At 70.8% G+C, this 15,362-nt stretch carries 14 protein-coding genes; 10 read left to right on the forward strand and 4 right to left on the reverse strand.

All coding sequences use genetic code 11. The features are described from left to right. Positions 1 to 30 precede the first annotated feature (30 nt). From FB561_RS26280 to FB561_RS26300, 5 genes are all read left to right on the forward strand, one after another. The gene (locus tag FB561_RS26280; protein WP_145811187.1) at positions 31 to 1,068 is read left to right on the forward strand and encodes a P1 family peptidase; all 1,038 of its coding nucleotides are present in this window, start codon (positions 31 to 33) and stop codon (positions 1,066 to 1,068) included. A gap of 374 nt (positions 1,069 to 1,442) precedes the next feature. Then, positions 1,443 to 2,150, forward strand: coding sequence for an ABC transporter ATP-binding protein (locus tag FB561_RS26285; RefSeq protein ID WP_420371364.1), 708 nt, complete (start codon positions 1,443 to 1,445; stop codon positions 2,148 to 2,150). Next, on the forward strand, positions 2,147 to 4,057 hold the full coding sequence (locus FB561_RS26290) for an FtsX-like permease family protein (RefSeq protein WP_145811188.1): 1,911 nt from the start codon (positions 2,147 to 2,149) through the stop codon (positions 4,055 to 4,057). Before FB561_RS26285 ends, FB561_RS26290 begins: the two co-directional genes overlap by 4 nt. Before the next feature lie 165 nt (positions 4,058 to 4,222). Then, a complete protein-coding gene (locus tag FB561_RS26295) occupies positions 4,223 to 4,837 on the forward strand; it encodes a DUF5998 family protein (RefSeq protein WP_145811189.1) in 615 nt (204 codons plus the stop codon). 2 nt (positions 4,838 to 4,839) lie between these two features. Next, positions 4,840 to 5,961, forward strand: a complete 1,122-nt coding sequence (locus FB561_RS26300; protein ID WP_145811190.1) for an alkaline phosphatase family protein — start codon at positions 4,840 to 4,842, stop codon at positions 5,959 to 5,961. A gap of 12 nt (positions 5,962 to 5,973) precedes the next feature. Here FB561_RS26300 and FB561_RS26305 read toward each other — a convergent pair whose 3' ends face one another. Then, positions 5,974 to 7,614, reverse strand: coding sequence for a S8 family peptidase (locus tag FB561_RS26305; RefSeq protein WP_238335067.1), 1,641 nt, complete (start codon positions 7,612 to 7,614; stop codon positions 5,974 to 5,976). Positions 7,615 to 7,703: 89 nt separating this feature from the next. Between FB561_RS26305 and FB561_RS26310 the strand changes: the two genes are divergently transcribed. From FB561_RS26310 to FB561_RS26320, 3 genes are all read left to right on the forward strand, one after another. Beyond that, complete coding sequence (locus tag FB561_RS26310) at positions 7,704 to 8,357, forward strand: thymidine kinase (RefSeq protein WP_145811192.1); 654 nt, start codon at positions 7,704 to 7,706, stop codon at positions 8,355 to 8,357. After that, positions 8,354 to 9,175: a sulfurtransferase gene (locus FB561_RS26315; protein WP_145811193.1), complete on the forward strand. Its 822-nt coding sequence runs from the start codon at positions 8,354 to 8,356 to the stop codon at positions 9,173 to 9,175. The genes FB561_RS26310 and FB561_RS26315 overlap by 4 nt, the downstream gene beginning before the upstream one ends. A gap of 222 nt (positions 9,176 to 9,397) precedes the next feature. Further along, the gene (locus tag FB561_RS26320) at positions 9,398 to 10,474 is read left to right on the forward strand and encodes a DUF4185 domain-containing protein (protein WP_202880741.1); all 1,077 of its coding nucleotides are present in this window, start codon (positions 9,398 to 9,400) and stop codon (positions 10,472 to 10,474) included. 22 nt (positions 10,475 to 10,496) lie between these two features. On the opposite strand, the gene FB561_RS26325 is transcribed toward FB561_RS26320, so the two are convergent. The 3 genes from FB561_RS26325 to FB561_RS26335 form a co-directional block, all read right to left on the reverse strand. Then, positions 10,497 to 10,976: a GNAT family N-acetyltransferase gene (locus FB561_RS26325; RefSeq protein WP_145811194.1), complete on the reverse strand. Its 480-nt coding sequence runs from the start codon at positions 10,974 to 10,976 to the stop codon at positions 10,497 to 10,499. A gap of 74 nt (positions 10,977 to 11,050) precedes the next feature. After that, on the reverse strand, positions 11,051 to 11,881 hold the full coding sequence (locus FB561_RS26330; RefSeq protein WP_145811195.1) for a phytanoyl-CoA dioxygenase family protein: 831 nt from the start codon (positions 11,879 to 11,881) through the stop codon (positions 11,051 to 11,053). An 89-nt stretch (positions 11,882 to 11,970) separates the two neighbouring features. After that, positions 11,971 to 12,864 carry a LysR family transcriptional regulator gene (locus FB561_RS26335; RefSeq protein ID WP_145811196.1) on the reverse strand — a complete coding sequence of 298 codons (894 nt, stop codon included), beginning with the start codon at positions 12,862 to 12,864 and terminating at the stop codon, positions 11,971 to 11,973. A 71-nt stretch (positions 12,865 to 12,935) separates the two neighbouring features. Here FB561_RS26335 and FB561_RS26340 point away from each other — a divergent pair, with 71 nt between their 5' ends. Both FB561_RS26340 and FB561_RS26345 read left to right on the forward strand, forming a co-directional pair. Further along, on the forward strand, positions 12,936 to 13,808 hold the full coding sequence (locus FB561_RS26340; protein ID WP_145811197.1) for a dihydrodipicolinate synthase family protein: 873 nt from the start codon (positions 12,936 to 12,938) through the stop codon (positions 13,806 to 13,808). Between the two features lie 171 nt (positions 13,809 to 13,979). Then, on the forward strand, positions 13,980 to 15,362 hold the full coding sequence (locus tag FB561_RS26345; RefSeq protein WP_145811198.1) for an ABC transporter substrate-binding protein: 1,383 nt from the start codon (positions 13,980 to 13,982) through the stop codon (positions 15,360 to 15,362).

Raw genomic sequence — 15,362 nt, forward strand, 5'->3', positions numbered from 1 at the left:
GGATTTCGGCCGGGTGCTAGACAGTTCCCTATGCAGCCAGGCCCGCAGAACGCGATCACCGACGTCCCCGGCGTCCTCGTCGGCCAGGTCGAGCGCACCGACCCGCCGTACCTGACCGGCACCACCGTCGTGTACCTCCCGGGGACCGCGGTCGCCGGCGTCGACGTCCGCGGTGGCGCACCCGGGACGCGCGAGACCGACCTGCTCGACCCGGTGAACTCCAACCCGGGCGTCAACGCGATCGTGCTGTCCGGCGGCAGCGCCTACGGGCTCGACACCGCGTCCGGCGTGATGGCCTGGCTCGAGGAACGCGGCGAGGGCGTGCGGGTCGGTCCGGGCGAGCGCGACGTGGTCCCGATCGTGCCGACAGCGGTGGTCTTCGACCTGGGACGTGGAGGTGGATTCACGGCGCGTCCCACCGGTGACTGGGGCCGTCAGGCGATCGAGGCTGCGGGCAACGGTGCTGTTGCCGAGGGCAATCACGGGGCCGGGGCGGGGACCCGGGTCGGCCGGTTGAAGGGCGGCCTGGGTACGGCCAGCGTGCGGCTCGACGACGGGACGACGGTGGGCGCGATCGTGGTGCTGAACGCGGTCGGCTCGACGGTGGACGCGACAGGGCGGTTGTACGGCGACCGGTACGGACTGGGGGAGGAGTACGCAGGACTGAGGACGCCCGTGGAACCGCCGCCGGATCCGCCGGCCGGGGCGGTCCCGGGGATGAACACGGTGATCGCGATCGTGGCCACCGACGCACCCCTCGACAAGGCCGCCGCGCAGCGGATGGCGATGGTCGCCCACGACGGCATCGCTCGGGCGGTGGATCCGGTGCACACGCTGCTCGACGGGGACTCCGTGTTCGCCCTCTCCACCGCTCCGGCCGAGCAGGCGCGGTTGAGCGTGACGGATCGGGCGGCGATCGCTCGGCTGGAGAGCGTGTTCGCCGCGGGAGCCCGGACGTTGACGCGGGCGATCGTGAGCGCGGTGCTGGCGGCCGAGACGGTGGAGACGCCGGCCGGTCGACTGGTCAGCTACCGCGACGCGTACCCGTCCGCATTCGCCGCCGAGTAGCCCGGGGGCCAGCGCGACGTACGACCCAGGGACTACGCGGGTCGACCGACGGACGACCAAAGGCGTGCCCGGAACCGGTCCACGGGCCGACGCTCCGGACGGCCGTGACCGGAAGGCTTCGGGGCATGAGCACCCCGACCCCGCGACCGACCCCGACGGCCCAGCCGCTGGCCCACAACCCGTCGACCCGTCCGCCGCACACACCGACGCAGTACCCCGCGCCACCGCACCACCAGACGCCGACCCCGCAGTACCCGCTGCCCGCGCAGAGCCCGGTGCCGACGCAGAACCCAGTGCCGACGCAGGGCGGCGCAAGCTCGGCTCCGACCGCTCAGTACCCGGTGCCGACCCAGCAGCCGGTGTCGGCGCAGGCGGTGGCTCAGCGGCCGCCGCATACGCAGCACGAGTTCCAGCATCTGCCGGCGGCGTTGTCGGGGCGTGGGCTGGTCAAGTACTACGGGGACGTCGTCGGTCTGGCCGGGGTCGACGTCGCGGTCCGGCCGGGCGAAGCGCTCGCCGTGATGGGACCCAGCGGCAACGGCAAGACGACGCTGCTGCACGTCCTGGCCGGCATCCTGGTCCCCGACCAGGGCGAGGTCTGGCTGGGCAACGACCGGGTCGACCAGTTGAGCGACGGCCAGCGGACCGTACTCCGGCGGCGCCGGCTCGGGTTCGTCTTCCAGGACAACCAGTTGCTCGCCGAACTCCCGGCCGACGAGAACGTCGCCCTCCCGCTGATGGTCGACGGGATGTCCCGCCGCGAAGCCGTCGGCCGGGCCCGCGCCACTCTTGCCCAGGTCGGCCTCGCGAACGAAGCCGGCCGCCGCCCCGGCGAGCTGTCCGGCGGCCAGGCCCAGCGCGTCGCGATCGCCCGCGCCCTGGTCGGCGAACCGCAGGTCGTCTTCGCCGACGAGCCGACCGGCGCCCTGGACGCGGCCACCGGCGGCCAGGTGATCGACCTGCTCGTCGGCGCCGCGACCCACCGCGGTGCGGCCGTCGTCGTGGTCACGCACGACGACGCGGTCGCCGCGCGCTGCCACCGGGTGGTGCGGATCGTCGACGGCCGGGTGAGCGAGCGATGAACCCGATGACCGATCTCGGCCTGCGGTTCGTCCGCCGGCCGGGACCAGGAGGCCGGGCCGCGAACCTGGCCGCCTTCGGCGCGACCGCGGTGGTCGCGCTGCTCGTCACGTTCCTGATCGCCGGTTCGCTCGGCCTGACGCACCGTTCCGACCGGATCGGCTGGCGCACCACCGACGACGGCGACCGGCGGACCGCGGTCGGTGCCGTGGACGAGGTCAAGGACATGACCCAGGGCGAGCCCGTCGTCCGGTACGACCTGGCCGTCCTCGACCAGGACCGCAACGCCCATCTCCCACCGCCGCCCGGTCTCCCGCACACCCCGAAGCCGGGTGAGGTCTTCGTCTCGCCCGCGCTGGCGAAGCTGTGGTCCACCGGCGACCTGAGCAAGCGGTACGGCGTGGACCAGCCGACCGGCACGATCACCAAGGACGGACTCTCGTCGCCGGACGAGCTGGTCCTGATCCGCGGCGTCGGCCCCGATACACCGGGGGTGCGGGCCACCGACCACCCGAAGATCCTGGACACCTGGCAAGGCACGGCCCTGGACAGCCGGATGGCGATGCTGCTCGTCCTGGTCGCGTTCGGGATCGCGCTCGTCCTCTTCCCGTTGCTCAGTCTGGTCGGCCAGGCCGCCGGGGTCGCCGCCAAACGCCGCGAACACCGGCTCGCCGCACTCCGTCTCGCCGGCGCCACCCGTGGCCAGGTCCTGCTCCTGAGCGCGGTCGAGCAAGCGGTACTCGGCTTCCTCGGCGCGATCGTCGGCCTGATCGGGTACACGGCGCTCACCCCGCTGATCGCGCGCATCCCGCTGGGCGGCGGCCACTGGTACCTCTCGGATCTCACCGTGAGCTGGTGGCTTGTCCTCATCGTGCTGGTCGCGGTCCCGCTGTTGTCCGTACTGAGCGCGCTGATCGGTCTCGGCCGGGTCAGCATCACGCCGCTCGGCGTGGTTCGCGGCCAGAAACGCAAGGGGATGAGCGCGGTCCGTATGGGTCTGCTGGTGATCGGGCCGATCATGCTCGGCGTCCTCGGCACCGGCGGCGCGGTCCTGCCGCTGCTGATCGGTCTCGGGATGGCGGCGCTCGCGGTCCGCGTGGTCGGTCCGTTCGCCGTCCAGGTGATCGGCCGGATCCTCGCCAACACCGCGAGGGGTCCCGTGGTCCTGCTCGCCGGTCGCCGGCTGGCCGACGACCCGAAGGCGGCGTTCCGCCCGGTGGCCGCGTTGGTGCTGAGCGGGTTCGTCACCGGATTCCTCGCGCTCTTCATGCCGTACGGCCTCGCCGACGAAGGCACCGACGCGGCGTTCGAGGTCTCTCCGGATCAGGGCAGGACCGCGATCGTCGCGCAGGACGCCCGCAAGCGCCTGACCGACGCGGGGCTGAAGGGCGAGGTCAGTACTCGTGATCGCGCCCTCGAGATCACGGTCGCGACCAACGACCGCGAGCAGGTCCGCACGATCCTGTACGACCTGGTACCGGACGAGGTGCCGTTGACCGATGCGGAGAAGGAGGCGCATGAGGCGGGGCTCTACCTGGACCTGCGTCTCGGGGTCGCGCTGCTGCTCGGTCTGGTGTTCGTCACCGGTGCCGCGTCGACAGCGGCGGGCGCGGTCGGTACGGCCCTGGACCAGGCGGCTCCGGCGAAGGCGCTGCGCCGGTCGGGCGTACCGCTGCAGGTGATCGAGCGTTCGGCGCGACTGGCCGCGGTGGTCCCGGTCGTCGGTGTCGGCCTGCCCGTGGTCGGCTTCGGTGCGTTGTGCGGGTTGGCGCTGAGCGGGGGCAAGGTGATCACGGAGGGCAGCTCGGGCGTACTCCTGCTGGCCGGGCAGGTCGTCGTCGGGCTGGTCCTGGTCGCCGTCGCGGGAGCCGCGGGTGCTCCGGTCCTGCGCAAGGCGAGCGTCGGCTAGAACCGGAGTCGGCGAGGGGCGGTCCCACGACGTCCCTCGCCTTTCCACTCCGGCGAGGCGGCGGCGAGGCTCCGGCGACGCGGCGGCAAGGCGGCGGCAAGGCGGCTGGCGAGGCGGCGGGGGAGGCGTACCGTCCCTCGGACCGGCGCATGCAAGGATGAGGGCATGCGTGACCTGAATGCACCGGTGCCGGAGCTGGCGGACGCGTCGTCCGCGCTGCGCGAGGCGATCGACCGGTGCGGCTACTACCCAGATGTCGTGGCCGACTCGCTCCGGGTGGCCATCGCCGGAGAACCGATCCGGGCCTTCGTCCTGCAGCACGAGCCGACGTTCGACCGCGACGAGGTCCGTCGGCACATCACCATCCTGGCGCTCACCCCGAGCCGGCTGATCGTCGGCCACACCGACGAACACGCCGCCGACGACCTGATCCGGGCCCCGTACGCGTCCACCTCGACCGAGGCGATCCCGCTGCAGCGGGTGAACGCCGTCGTGGTGAACCGCGTCGTCCCGAACCCGGCGGGCTACTCCTCGCAGCGGCAGGCGGATCCGGCCGACGGCGGCGAGGTGGTGCTGACGATCGGCTGGGGCATGGTGAACCGGATCGACCTCGAGCCGGCCGTCTGCGCGGACCCGAACTGCGAGGCCGACCACGGCTACACCGGTTCCGTCGCGGCCGACGACATCTCGTTGCGGATCAGCGCGGCCGCGGACGGCCCGGCCGGTCTCCAGCAGGTGCTCGACTTCGCGGCCGCGCTGTCGTTCGCCACCAGCAGGTAGTGATGTCCGGCCTGGAGCCGACCCTCCCGGCGTACGGCGTGGGCTCGCTGGCCGACGTGCTGCCGTCGGTCGCGGGCGCCCTGTCCGTCCCCGGCGAGTCGAACGTGCTCGACCTGCCCGAGGCGCCGCGGTACGCCGTCCTCCTGCTCGACGGCCTCGGCTGGAACCTGCTCCGCCGACGCGCCGACCTCGCGCCGTACCTCTCCTCGCTGGCCGGCCGCGTCCTCACCGCGGGCGTCCCGTCGACGACCGCGGCGAGCCTGACCAGTCTCGGGACCGGGTTGCCACCGGGCGCCCACGGCATCGTCGGGTACACCTCGATGGTGCCGGAAACGGGTGCTCTGCTGAACGCGCTGGCCTGGGACGCCAAGGTCGATCCGCGGCGCTGGCAGCCGCACCGGACCGTGTTCGAGCGAGTGGCCGCGGCCGGTGTTGCCACGCGGAACGTGAGCAAGGCCCGGTTCGACACCTCCGGGTTGACCGCGGCCGCGTTCCGGGGGAGTGCTCACCGCGGTGCCGACACGATCGAGGACCGGCTGGACGCGACCAGGTTCGCCAGTCGTGAGGGCTCGTCGTCCCTCGTGTACGTGTACGACTCGCAGCTCGACTACATCGGTCACGGGCACGGCTGCGAGTCGGTCCACTGGGGCAAGGAGCTCGCGGCCGCGGACTCGTTCGCCCAGCGTGTCCGGTCGGCGCTGCCCCGGGACGCGGTTCTGCTGGTCGTCGCCGATCACGGCATGGTCGACATCGCTCCCGAGCACCGGATCGACCTGGACGCGGAGCCCGCGCTGACCAAGGGACTGCGGCTGGTCGGCGGCGAATCCCGGTTCCGCCACCTGTACTGCGTGGACGGCGCGGTCGACGACGTGGTCGCGACGTACCGCGAACGACTCGGTGACCTGGCCCTGGTCCTGACCCGCGAAGAGGCGGCCGGACGCGGTTGGTTCGGTCCGGTCGAGGAGCGGGTGTCGGCGCGGATCGGCGATGTCGTGGTCGCCGCGCTCGGTCCGGTCGCGCTGGTCGCCGGGCGGCGGTTCCCGCAGGAGGCCGCGCTGATCGGGCTGCACGGCTCGCTCACCGAGGACGAGATGGCGATCCCGCTGCTCGTCGACGCCGGCTGAGCGTCTCCGGGCTCAGAAGCTCCAGACGTTCCAGAAGAAGCTCGTCGAGGCCGTCCGGGACTCCGCGTCCCGCGCGATCACGGTCACCTTGTACCGGCCGGCGCCCGGGGTGAGCACGCCGGTGATCCAGCCACGGTCGTGGTCGATCGACAGCCCCGGCGGCAACCCGGTCGCGGTGTACGTGATCTCGCCCTTGCTGCTGGTGCCCTTGAGCAGCAGCGGGATCGCCGGGATCCCGCCGAACCCGAGCTGCTCGCCCGGCTCGGTGATGGTGACCCCGGTCGACGGCGCTCCACCCGCGGCGCCGACCGCCTCGGCCGCGTCGACCAGGCCCTCGCCGTAGTACGAGTTGTTCGCGTCGGAACCCGTGCACTCGCCGCCGGCCGCGGCCGGACACGGGAGGTCGTTCGCCTGGGCGGCGAGCCGGTCCCGGACCTGCTCGGCGGTGAGCTTGGGATTGACGCTGCGCAGGAGTGCCGCGACCCCGGCCACGTGCGGCGCCGCCATCGACGTGCCCTGCAGGCTCTGGTACCCGCCGCCGGGGATGGTCGAGTACACGCTCTCGCCGGGCGCGGCCAGGCTGATCTTGGTGTTGCCGTAGTTGGAGAAGTTCGACTTCAGGTTGTCGCCGTCGACGGAGGCGACCACGACCATGTTCGGCAGCTCGGTCGGCAGGCTGAGGCAGTCGTCGGTGACGGTGCGCATCGCCGGGGTGGAGTCGTTCGGGCTGGTGTCGTCGTCGGACTTCTGGGACAGGTCGTAGTCCTCGTTCCCGGCCGCCGCGACGTTCACCACGTTCTTGGAGTCCGCGTACGCGACCGCGCGGCGGACCGCCTCGGCGATCGCGTCCTGGTCCTGATCCGACGGGCAGGTGAACAGCCACGGGTCGACGTAGTAGCTGTTGTTGGTGATCGAGATGCCCTTGTCGGCGGCGAACACGAACGCGCAGACCGTGTTCTCCGGGAAGAACAGCTGGCTGCCCGCCTCGGCGACGCGGACCGACGAGATCCGCACGCCCGGGGCGACGCCGACCATGCCCTTGCCGTTCTTCGCGGCCGCGATCGACCCGGCGACGTGAGTGCCGTGCTCGCCGACCGGCCGCCATGCTCCCGGCCGGGTGTCCACCTTGCCGTATGCGCAGGAGGCGGATCTGGTGGCGTCGAAGTTCGGCTTGAGGTCCGGGTGCTGGTCGTCCACGCCGGTATCGAGCACGCCGACCGTGATCGCCTTGGAGCCCGGGTTCACCGCCCAGGCCTTGTCGGCGCCGATCTGGGTCATGTCCGCGCGCGGGATCTCCGGGGTCGCGTCCGCCTGCTCGGTCGCGGGCGGCGGGACCGCCGGGCTCGCGGCCGCGGCGGGGACGTCCGACGTCCGGGTCGCGCCGACCTTCTGGACCCCGCCGACGGTGCGCATCTTCGTCGCGAAATCCGGCGCGCTGGAGTGCGCGACGACGACGCCGATCCCGTCGTACGCGGCGTACACGCTGCCGCCGTTCTGGGTGATCGCGCCGGTGACCTGCCCGGTCTGCTTCGGCGCGGTGAGCACGAAGTACGCCCGCAGGCCCGCCTCGATCCGGCCGGGTGAAGCCGCCGCCAGAGTCAGGCCGAGGACGATCAGGCAGCACGAGAGAACCAGGATCAGAGCTTTGCGCACGTCCAAGTACACCCCGCGAGAGGCTCAGAACGAAAGCCGACGCACCCCGGGGTCGCTGACGAACCAGTCACTTGGCAGGATGGGCGCCCGTGGCTGAGCTGCTCTACTTCACCGGGACCATGGACTGCGGAAAGTCCACCCTCGCGCTGCAGATGGATCACAACCACAAGGCGCGCGGGCGGCTGGGGCGGATCTTCACCAGCCACGACCGGGCCGGGGAGTCGGTGCTGTCGTCACGGCTCGGGCTGGCCGCGCAGGCGATCGAGGTGCGGCCGGACTTCGACTTCTGGCAGTACGTGGTCGGTGAGCTGACCCACGGCGGCCGGATCGACTACGTGGTCTGCGACGAGGCGCAGTTCTACACGCCGCTCCAGGTCGAGCAACTGGCTCGGCTGGTGGACGAGTTGCAGATCGACGTCTTCTGCTTCGGCATCCTGACCGATTTCCGGGCCAGCCTGTTCCCGGGGTCCGCGCGGCTGGTCGAGCTGGCCGACCGGATGGAGCTGCTGCAGGTCGAGGCGCTGTGCTGGTGCGGTGAGCGGGCGACGCACAACGCACGGACCGTCGGCGGTGAGATGGTGACCGAGGGCGAGCAGCTCGTCGTCGGCGACATCGAGGAGGACGAGCGCGAAGTGGCGTACGAAGTACTCTGCCGTCGGCACCACCGGCGCCGGCTGACCGCGGCCCGCGCCCGCGCCACCCTGTCACCCGAGGTACTCCCGTTCGGAGGTGCGGCATCATGAGCCCGCTGATCCAGGCCGCCGAGCTGCTGGCCGCGGCCGGCCGCCCGGTCGTCGTCGACGCCACCTGGAACCTGCAGGGACCACCCGGCCGAGAGGCGTACGCGGCCGGCCACATCCCCGGCGCGTACTTCGTCGACCTGGACACCGAACTGGCCGGCCCACCCGGCGACGGCGGCCGCCACCCGTTGCCCTCAGCAACCGTAGTCGAGGCGGCGCTGCGCCGCGCGGGGATCGAGGCCGACACCCCGGTCGTGGTCTACGACGCGGCCAACTCGACCGCCGCCGCCCGCGCCCGCTGGGTCTTCCGGTACTTCGGCGTCCGCGACGTTCGTGTCCTCGACGGCGGTCTCGCGGCCTGGCGAGCAGCCGGGGGAGAGGTGACCACCGAGGTCCCCGCCGACGCCACCAGCACCTTCGTCGCCACCCCGGGCCATCTCCCGGTCCTGGACGCCGCAGCAGCCGCCGATCTCGCGACCACCGGCGTACTCCTCGACGCGCGAGCCCCCGAACGTTTCGCGGGCGAGGTCGAGCCGATGGACAAGGTGGCGGGCCACATCCCGGGCGCGATCAACGCCCCGACCACCGAGAACGTCGACCCCGAAGGCCGCTTCCTCCCGGCCGGCCGGCTCCGAGCCCGCTTCGCCGCCCTCGGCGCCGACGGCACCAAGCCCATCGGCACCTACTGCGGCTCAGGAGTAACAGCGGCCCACGAATCCCTCGCCCTCGAAGTAGCCGGCCTCGAAGCCCCCGTCTACCTCGGCTCCTGGTCCCACTGGATCACCGACCCCGACCACCCCGTAGCCACCGGTCCCAACTGAGGGCGGACCCGCAGCACTCACCAACCCTGCGAGGCGCCTGGCGGCACCCGGGATCGCAGGCGTGGCGTCCGTCGGGCGACGAGTCTCGGGGACAGTTGATGAGTGGTGGGCGTCCGCACCCTTTCGATCTGGCTGATACTGCTGGGCCTGGGCCTTGACTCGCCGGACTCGGCGGCGCAGGCTCGTGGGCAATCGATTTCCCGCCCCGATCGAGGAGTGCCGATGTCCGAGCCGATGATGCGACGGTCCTTCCTGAAAGTCGCGGCCGGGGCCGGTGCCCTGGTCGCGGCGCCGTCGCTCGCCGCACCCGCAGCCGTGGCCGCGCCGGCCGCAGTGCTGACCACCAAGGTTGCTGATCTCACCGGACCTGGGTTGACGGATCGGTTCCGGATGGCGGCGACAGATCTCGGCATCCCCGTGCGGACTCCCGACGGGCGGATGTTGTTCATGTTCGGCGACACGTTCGAGGAGGCCCGCGTCGGCGGTGGTTGGTGGCGGTCGCCCGTCGCGCTCTGGTCCACCACGACCGACCTGAACAGCGGCGTGAAGTGGTCCGGCGCCGTCGGTGGTGCCGCGGCGCAGCAGCTTTGGGACTACCCGCACGACAACCCGACGTTCTCCACGGTGCTGCCCTCGGACGTGATCACGATCGGCGGGTCGATGTACCTGCACGCGATGGTGAACAAGGGACTCGGCAACGTCGTCTGGACCGAGATCTGGCGGTCGGACAACTCCGGCGCCAGCTGGTACCACACCGGCGCGAAGTTCGCCCCGAATCTCGACGGCGGGCTGTTCCAGTGCCTGACCTGGGGCGACGGCAACGACGGGTACGTCTACGTGTACTCGACCGGCTTCCAGCGCAACAAGCCGATCATCCTCAAACGGGTCCGGAGCAACCAGATCGCGAACCCGGCCGCGTACGAGCCGTGGGGGTATCGCGACGGCGTCTGGGCCTGGGGCAACCCGGCGACGCCGATCCTGACCGGCAGCTTCGGCGAGTTGTGCCTGCGGCCGCTCGGCGGGAAGTGGGTGCTGACCTGGTTCAACGCCGGCGACTACCGGATCGACGGCATCATCATGGACACCCCGACCTCGAATCTCTACACCGCGTACCGACAGACCCTCGTCTACGGCGGTGCGTGGGGCCAGGAGAACGACAACCACGTCGCCCAGTTGTACGGCGGCTACATCATCCCCGGCTCGACCTTGAGCGACCTGCACCTGTCGGTCAGTCAATGGAAGACCGACGCCGGCTGGCCGTACCGCGTGATGCAGTTCCGCGTCCGCAACTTCGGCTGACCCACCAGCCGGTACCGATCGGCTAGAGCGTGAGCACCATCGTGTCCGAGCCGCCGGTCCGGCCGACCTCGACGAAGCCGAGTGATCGGTAGAGGTCGGCCGCCCGGTTCGCCGGCTCCACGCTCAGGCTGATCCGCTCGTACCCCGCCGACCGCGCCGCCGCGATCAGCTCGGTCAACAGCGCACGCCCAACTCCTTGGCCGCGCGCGTCGCGGGAGACGCCGATACTCAACTCGGGCACGTCGTCGCCGACATACCCGTACCCCGGCCGGTCGGAAGTGAGGCACCGTGCCCAGGCCGCACCGACCGGCCGCTCGTTGACCTCGGCAACGACCCCGAAGTCGGAACCGGATCGCGGCCAACCGTCCAGGTACCGCCACGCCTCGTCCATCGCCGTCAACGCGGACAGCGTGAACCGCGGTTGCCCGTCCCAGTTGTACGCCTCGAGCAACATCGAGGCCAGGAAGTCGAAGTCGGCGCCGGTCGCCGGTCGGAGAAGCACCCGCCCATCCTCCCCGACCAGCCCGGCTCCGGCCAGCCGATTTACCGCCGCCCGCGCGACCGAGGTACGCGACCTCAGTACGGCAGTGCCACGTAGTCCGCGTTCTGACCGACCTCCGGATCGTCGACAATCTCCAGCGGGACGTTGCGCACGGTGAGCCCGGCCTGTTCCGCGGCGGACAGCGCGGCCTGGTCGTACCGGGTCTTGCGCCAGATGTCGACCATGTACTTGCGGGTCTTCAGGTAGTCGACGTACCGGCTCATGTGGGCGTCGTCCAGCCCGAGCGCCGCGAACAGCGCGATCCGGTCGCCGTCCTTGCCCGTGACGAGCCACTTCGGGTACTTGCCCTGCTCGTTCGGCAGCGGCGCCTTCGACTTCGGGAAGCGCAGCAGCATGCCGTTCCCGCTGTGGGTGGTCCGCAGGCTCCACACCGCGACGTCGCCGACACGGGTCCGCACGTACACGTTGTTGCCGACGGTCAGGTCCGGGGTGTTGTGGGACCGGTGCCGCAGGTTGAGTCCGCCGGTGTGCCGGTAGTGGTCCTGCAGGTAGATGCCGAACCGCAGGATCGTGTACTTGCCGTTCCAGTCCGGCGCGTTCGGGTCGACCCGGTCCGCGTTGTCCTTGTGGAAGCCCCGCTGGACCCCGTTGACGGTGAAGGCGCTGTCGCCGGCGTAGACGATCTCGTCCTGGCCGAGCACCTGACGGGCGATCTTCACGAAGTTGCCGTCGGTCAGGACTTCCCTCAGCCGCGGGTTCGCGAGCAGGTCGCCGCCGAAGTTCTTCCGGGACCAGTGCGCCGCCTCCCGCAACCGGCTCACGTCCTCCCGCGAGTACACGCCCGGCACGATGGTCCAGCCGTTCTCCCAGAACCCGGCCACGTCGACGTTGTTCACCGCAGACATGTCATTCCCCTCCAGTCCGCCGGGTCGGCGACCCGGTCATACCCCCACGATGCGACTCGAACGCGATTTGTTGCACCCGTACTCACGGGTCACCGGCGGACGTGCTCCACGGTCGCCGCCCGGATCGCGGTTGTGAACGCATTCACGGCCGGATGGTCCTGGGCGCCCCGCCGGTACGCGATCCGGGTCCGGCGGCGGAGTTCGAGGGGGAGGAGAGCGACCCCACTCGGCGGCCGGGAGGCGGCGAGCCGGGGGACGAGGGAGACGCCCAACCCGGCGGCGACCAGGGCCAGTACCGCGTCGAAGTCGTCCGCGTGATGCCGGACGACCGGGCTGAATCCGGCCGCGCGACACAGCTGCAAGGTCACCGCGTGGCAGGCGGTACCAGGGCTGCCCGCGATCCAGGGTGAGTGCCGGTAACGGGCGACCGGCTCGTCGCCGGTGGCGTCGTCGGCCGGTACGGCGAGGAACACCGTCTCGTCGAGCAGCTCGACAGCGTCCAGCGTGTCGTCCGGTGCGACCGGCAACAGGTCGAAGTCGTTCACCAGCGCCACGTCGAGCCGGCGTTCCCGCAACGCCTCGGGCACCTCGACCGGATCGAGCTCGGTCACCATCAGCTCGAGCGCCGGGTACTCGCGGCCGAGCGTGACTAGCGCGGTCGGCAGGATCGTGCGCACCGCGGTCGGGAACGCCCCGATGCGCAGCGGCCCCGAGACTTCGCCGCGGACCGTGGCCAGCGCCGCGTCCGCCTCCTCCAGCGCACTCAGCACCCGCTCGGCCTGTCGGACCAGCACCGCACCGGCCGACGTGAGCTCGACCCGTCGGCCGGTCCGTTCGAGCAACCGGACCCCGGCCTCTCGTTCGAGGACGGCGAGCTGCTGGGACACCGCGGAGGGCGTGTAGCTGTGCGCCTTCGCGACCGCGGCGATCGTGCCGAGTCGGTCGAGATCGCGGAGCAGGCGGAGCCGGCGAACGTCGAGCATAAGGTCAGCTTACGAATAACCGCAGAAAGCTGAACTGGACCTACCGTTCACCGCGCGCCGAGAGTGGACGCATGACGCTCACCGGTCTGTACGTCCCGCTGATCACCCCGTTCGACGACAACGACAAGGTCGCGCTGGACGCCCTGGAGAAGCTCGCCGTCGACACCCTCACGGCCGGGGCGGCCGGCCTCGTCGCCCTCGGCACGACCGCCGAACCGAGCAGCCTGAGCGAAGCCGAACGCCGCACTGTCCTCGACGTCGTAGCCGGCGTTTGCCACGCCCAGAACGCCCAGCTCATCGTCGGCGCGAACACGCCTGACGCTCTCGCCAAGCTCACCGACCGGACCGCGGCCGCGCTCACCCTGGTGCCACCCTTCGTCCGGCCGGGGGAGCGCGGAGTGGTCGCGTACTTCGAGCACCTGGCCGCTGTCAGCCCGGTCCCGCTCGTCGCGTACCACGTCCCGTACCGCACCGGGCAGTCGTTGTCGGCGGCCACCATCCGCCGGCTCGCGGCGATCCGCGCCGTCGTGGGCATCAAGTACGCGGCGGGTGGTATCGACGAGGACACCGTCGACCTGATGGCCGAGCAGCCGGCGGACTTCGCGGTCCTCGGTGGCGACGACCCGTTCATCGCACCCCTGCTCGCGCTGGGCGCGACCGGCGGCATCCTCGCCTCGGCGCTCGTCGCCCCGGCCGAGTTCGCCGCACTTCTCGACGCGTACCGCGAGGGTGATCTCGGCACGGCCAGGCCTCTGGGTCACAAGCTCGCCAAGCTGTCCCGCGCGCTGTTCGCCGCGCCCAATCCCACGGTGATCAAGGCGGTTCTGCACGCTTGCGGGACGATCCCGACACCCGCCGTACGCCTCCCGCTGGTTCAGCCGGAGGCGAGCATCGTCCGCACAGCCCGCGAACTCGCCGACCCGCGCAGCAGCGGACTGCGCTGAAACAGACCGATCCCAGAAGCCGCTCCTCAGGTGTTCCGAACCGTGACCAAGCCAGCCGTGGACAAAGTAACACGCTTGGTTTAACTTACTCGGAACCCGGGCCGCTGTGGCCCGCACCACACCCCTGAGCCCGCCCGGTGGCGGGGTGCTCCGGAAACCTGAGGAGTTCCGATGACGAGAACCGCTAGGTGTGTCGCCGCCCTGACGACCACGGTCGCGCTGCTGGTGACAGCGGCGGCCTGTGCGGACGGCACGACGCCGGCCGCGGACGGAGCCGGCGCGGTCGACGAGAATGCGCCGGTCACGATCACGATCGGGGACCGCCCGACCCCGGACAAGCCGAACGACATCGCCGCGTTCGACCGCAACGTGAAGAAGTTCATGGACGCCCACCCGAACATCACGGTGAAGTCCACCGAGACCAAGTGGGACGCGCAGACCTTCCAGGCCCAGGTGGCCGGGGGCTCGCTGCCGACGGTGATGAACATCAGCTTCACCGAGCCGGCCAACATGATCCCGAACAAGCAGCTGCCGGACATCACCGACGAGCTGAAGCTGGTCGACCTGACCAAGGACCTGAACCCGAACGTGCTGAAGATCGTCCAGGACGACGCCGGCCGGATCTACGGGGTCCCGATCGACGTGTTCAGCGTCGGTCTGGCGTACAACCGGGCCCTGTTCAAGCAGGCCGGGCTGGATCCGGAGAAGCCGCCGACCACGTGGGACGAGGTCCGCGAGTACGCGCGGCAGATCACCGAGAAGACCGGCAAGGCCGGGTACGCGCAGCTGACCAAGGACAACACCGGCGGCTGGATGCTCACCACGATGACGTACTCGATGGGCGGCACCGTCCAGTCCGAGGACGGCAAGAAGTCGACGTTCAACGACGCGCCGACGAAGAAGGCGCTGCAGTTGCTGAAGGACATGCGCTGGTCCGACAACACGATGGGCAGCAACTTCCTCTACAACCAGGAGGAGATCCGGCAGGACTTCGCGGCCGGCAAGATCGGCATGGTCCTGCAGGCGCCGGACGCGTACGACATGGCGGTGAAGAACTTCGGGATGAAGCCGGCCGACTACGGGCACGCGGCGCTGCCGCAGGACGGTGGTCCGCACGGCACGCTGACCGGGGGCTCGATCAAGATGATCAACCCGAAGGCGAGCAAGAACGAGATCGTCGCCGCGCTGAAGTGGATCAAGTCGCAGGAGTTCGACAAGTACACCGACGAGCAGCTCGCGGTGCAGAACGCGAAGGACACGATCGCGGACAAGGGCTTCGTCGGCCGGCCCGGGATCACGCCGCTGAGCCAGGAGACCTACGACCGGTACAACAAGTGGCGTGAGCCGTACAACAACGTGCCGGTGCAGCAGTTCGCCGGGTACCTGGAGTCGACCAAGTCGCTGAAGCTGCTGCCGGAGCCGTCGAACAAGGCGCAGGAGGTCTACGCGATGCTCGACCCGGTCGTGCAGAAGGTGCTCACCGACAAGAACGCGGACGTCGACAAACTGCTCACCGACGCCGCCTCGAAGATCGACGCACGCCTCGGGCGGTAA

Source organism: Kribbella amoyensis, from assembly GCF_007828865.1.
In the GTDB taxonomy this organism is placed as follows: domain Bacteria; phylum Actinomycetota; class Actinomycetes; order Propionibacteriales; family Kribbellaceae; genus Kribbella; species Kribbella amoyensis.

Coding starts and splice junctions, on each gene's coding strand:
- FB561_RS26300 (WP_145811190.1), top strand. CDS start 4,840: ATGTCCGGCCTGGAGCCGACCCTCCCGGCGTACGGCGTGGGCTCGCTG.
- FB561_RS26340 (WP_145811197.1), top strand. CDS start 12,936: ATGACGCTCACCGGTCTGTACGTCCCGCTGATCACCCCGTTCGACGAC.
- FB561_RS26290 (WP_145811188.1), top strand. CDS start 2,147: ATGAACCCGATGACCGATCTCGGCCTGCGGTTCGTCCGCCGGCCGGGA.
- FB561_RS26280 (WP_145811187.1), top strand. CDS start 31: ATGCAGCCAGGCCCGCAGAACGCGATCACCGACGTCCCCGGCGTCCTC.
- FB561_RS26330 (WP_145811195.1), bottom strand. CDS start 11,881: ATGTCTGCGGTGAACAACGTCGACGTGGCCGGGTTCTGGGAGAACGGC.
- FB561_RS26320 (WP_202880741.1), top strand. CDS start 9,398: ATGTCCGAGCCGATGATGCGACGGTCCTTCCTGAAAGTCGCGGCCGGG.
- FB561_RS26345 (WP_145811198.1), top strand. CDS start 13,980: ATGACGAGAACCGCTAGGTGTGTCGCCGCCCTGACGACCACGGTCGCG.
- FB561_RS26315 (WP_145811193.1), top strand. CDS start 8,354: ATGAGCCCGCTGATCCAGGCCGCCGAGCTGCTGGCCGCGGCCGGCCGC.
- FB561_RS26295 (WP_145811189.1), top strand. CDS start 4,223: ATGCGTGACCTGAATGCACCGGTGCCGGAGCTGGCGGACGCGTCGTCC.
- FB561_RS26335 (WP_145811196.1), bottom strand. CDS start 12,864: ATGCTCGACGTTCGCCGGCTCCGCCTGCTCCGCGATCTCGACCGACTC.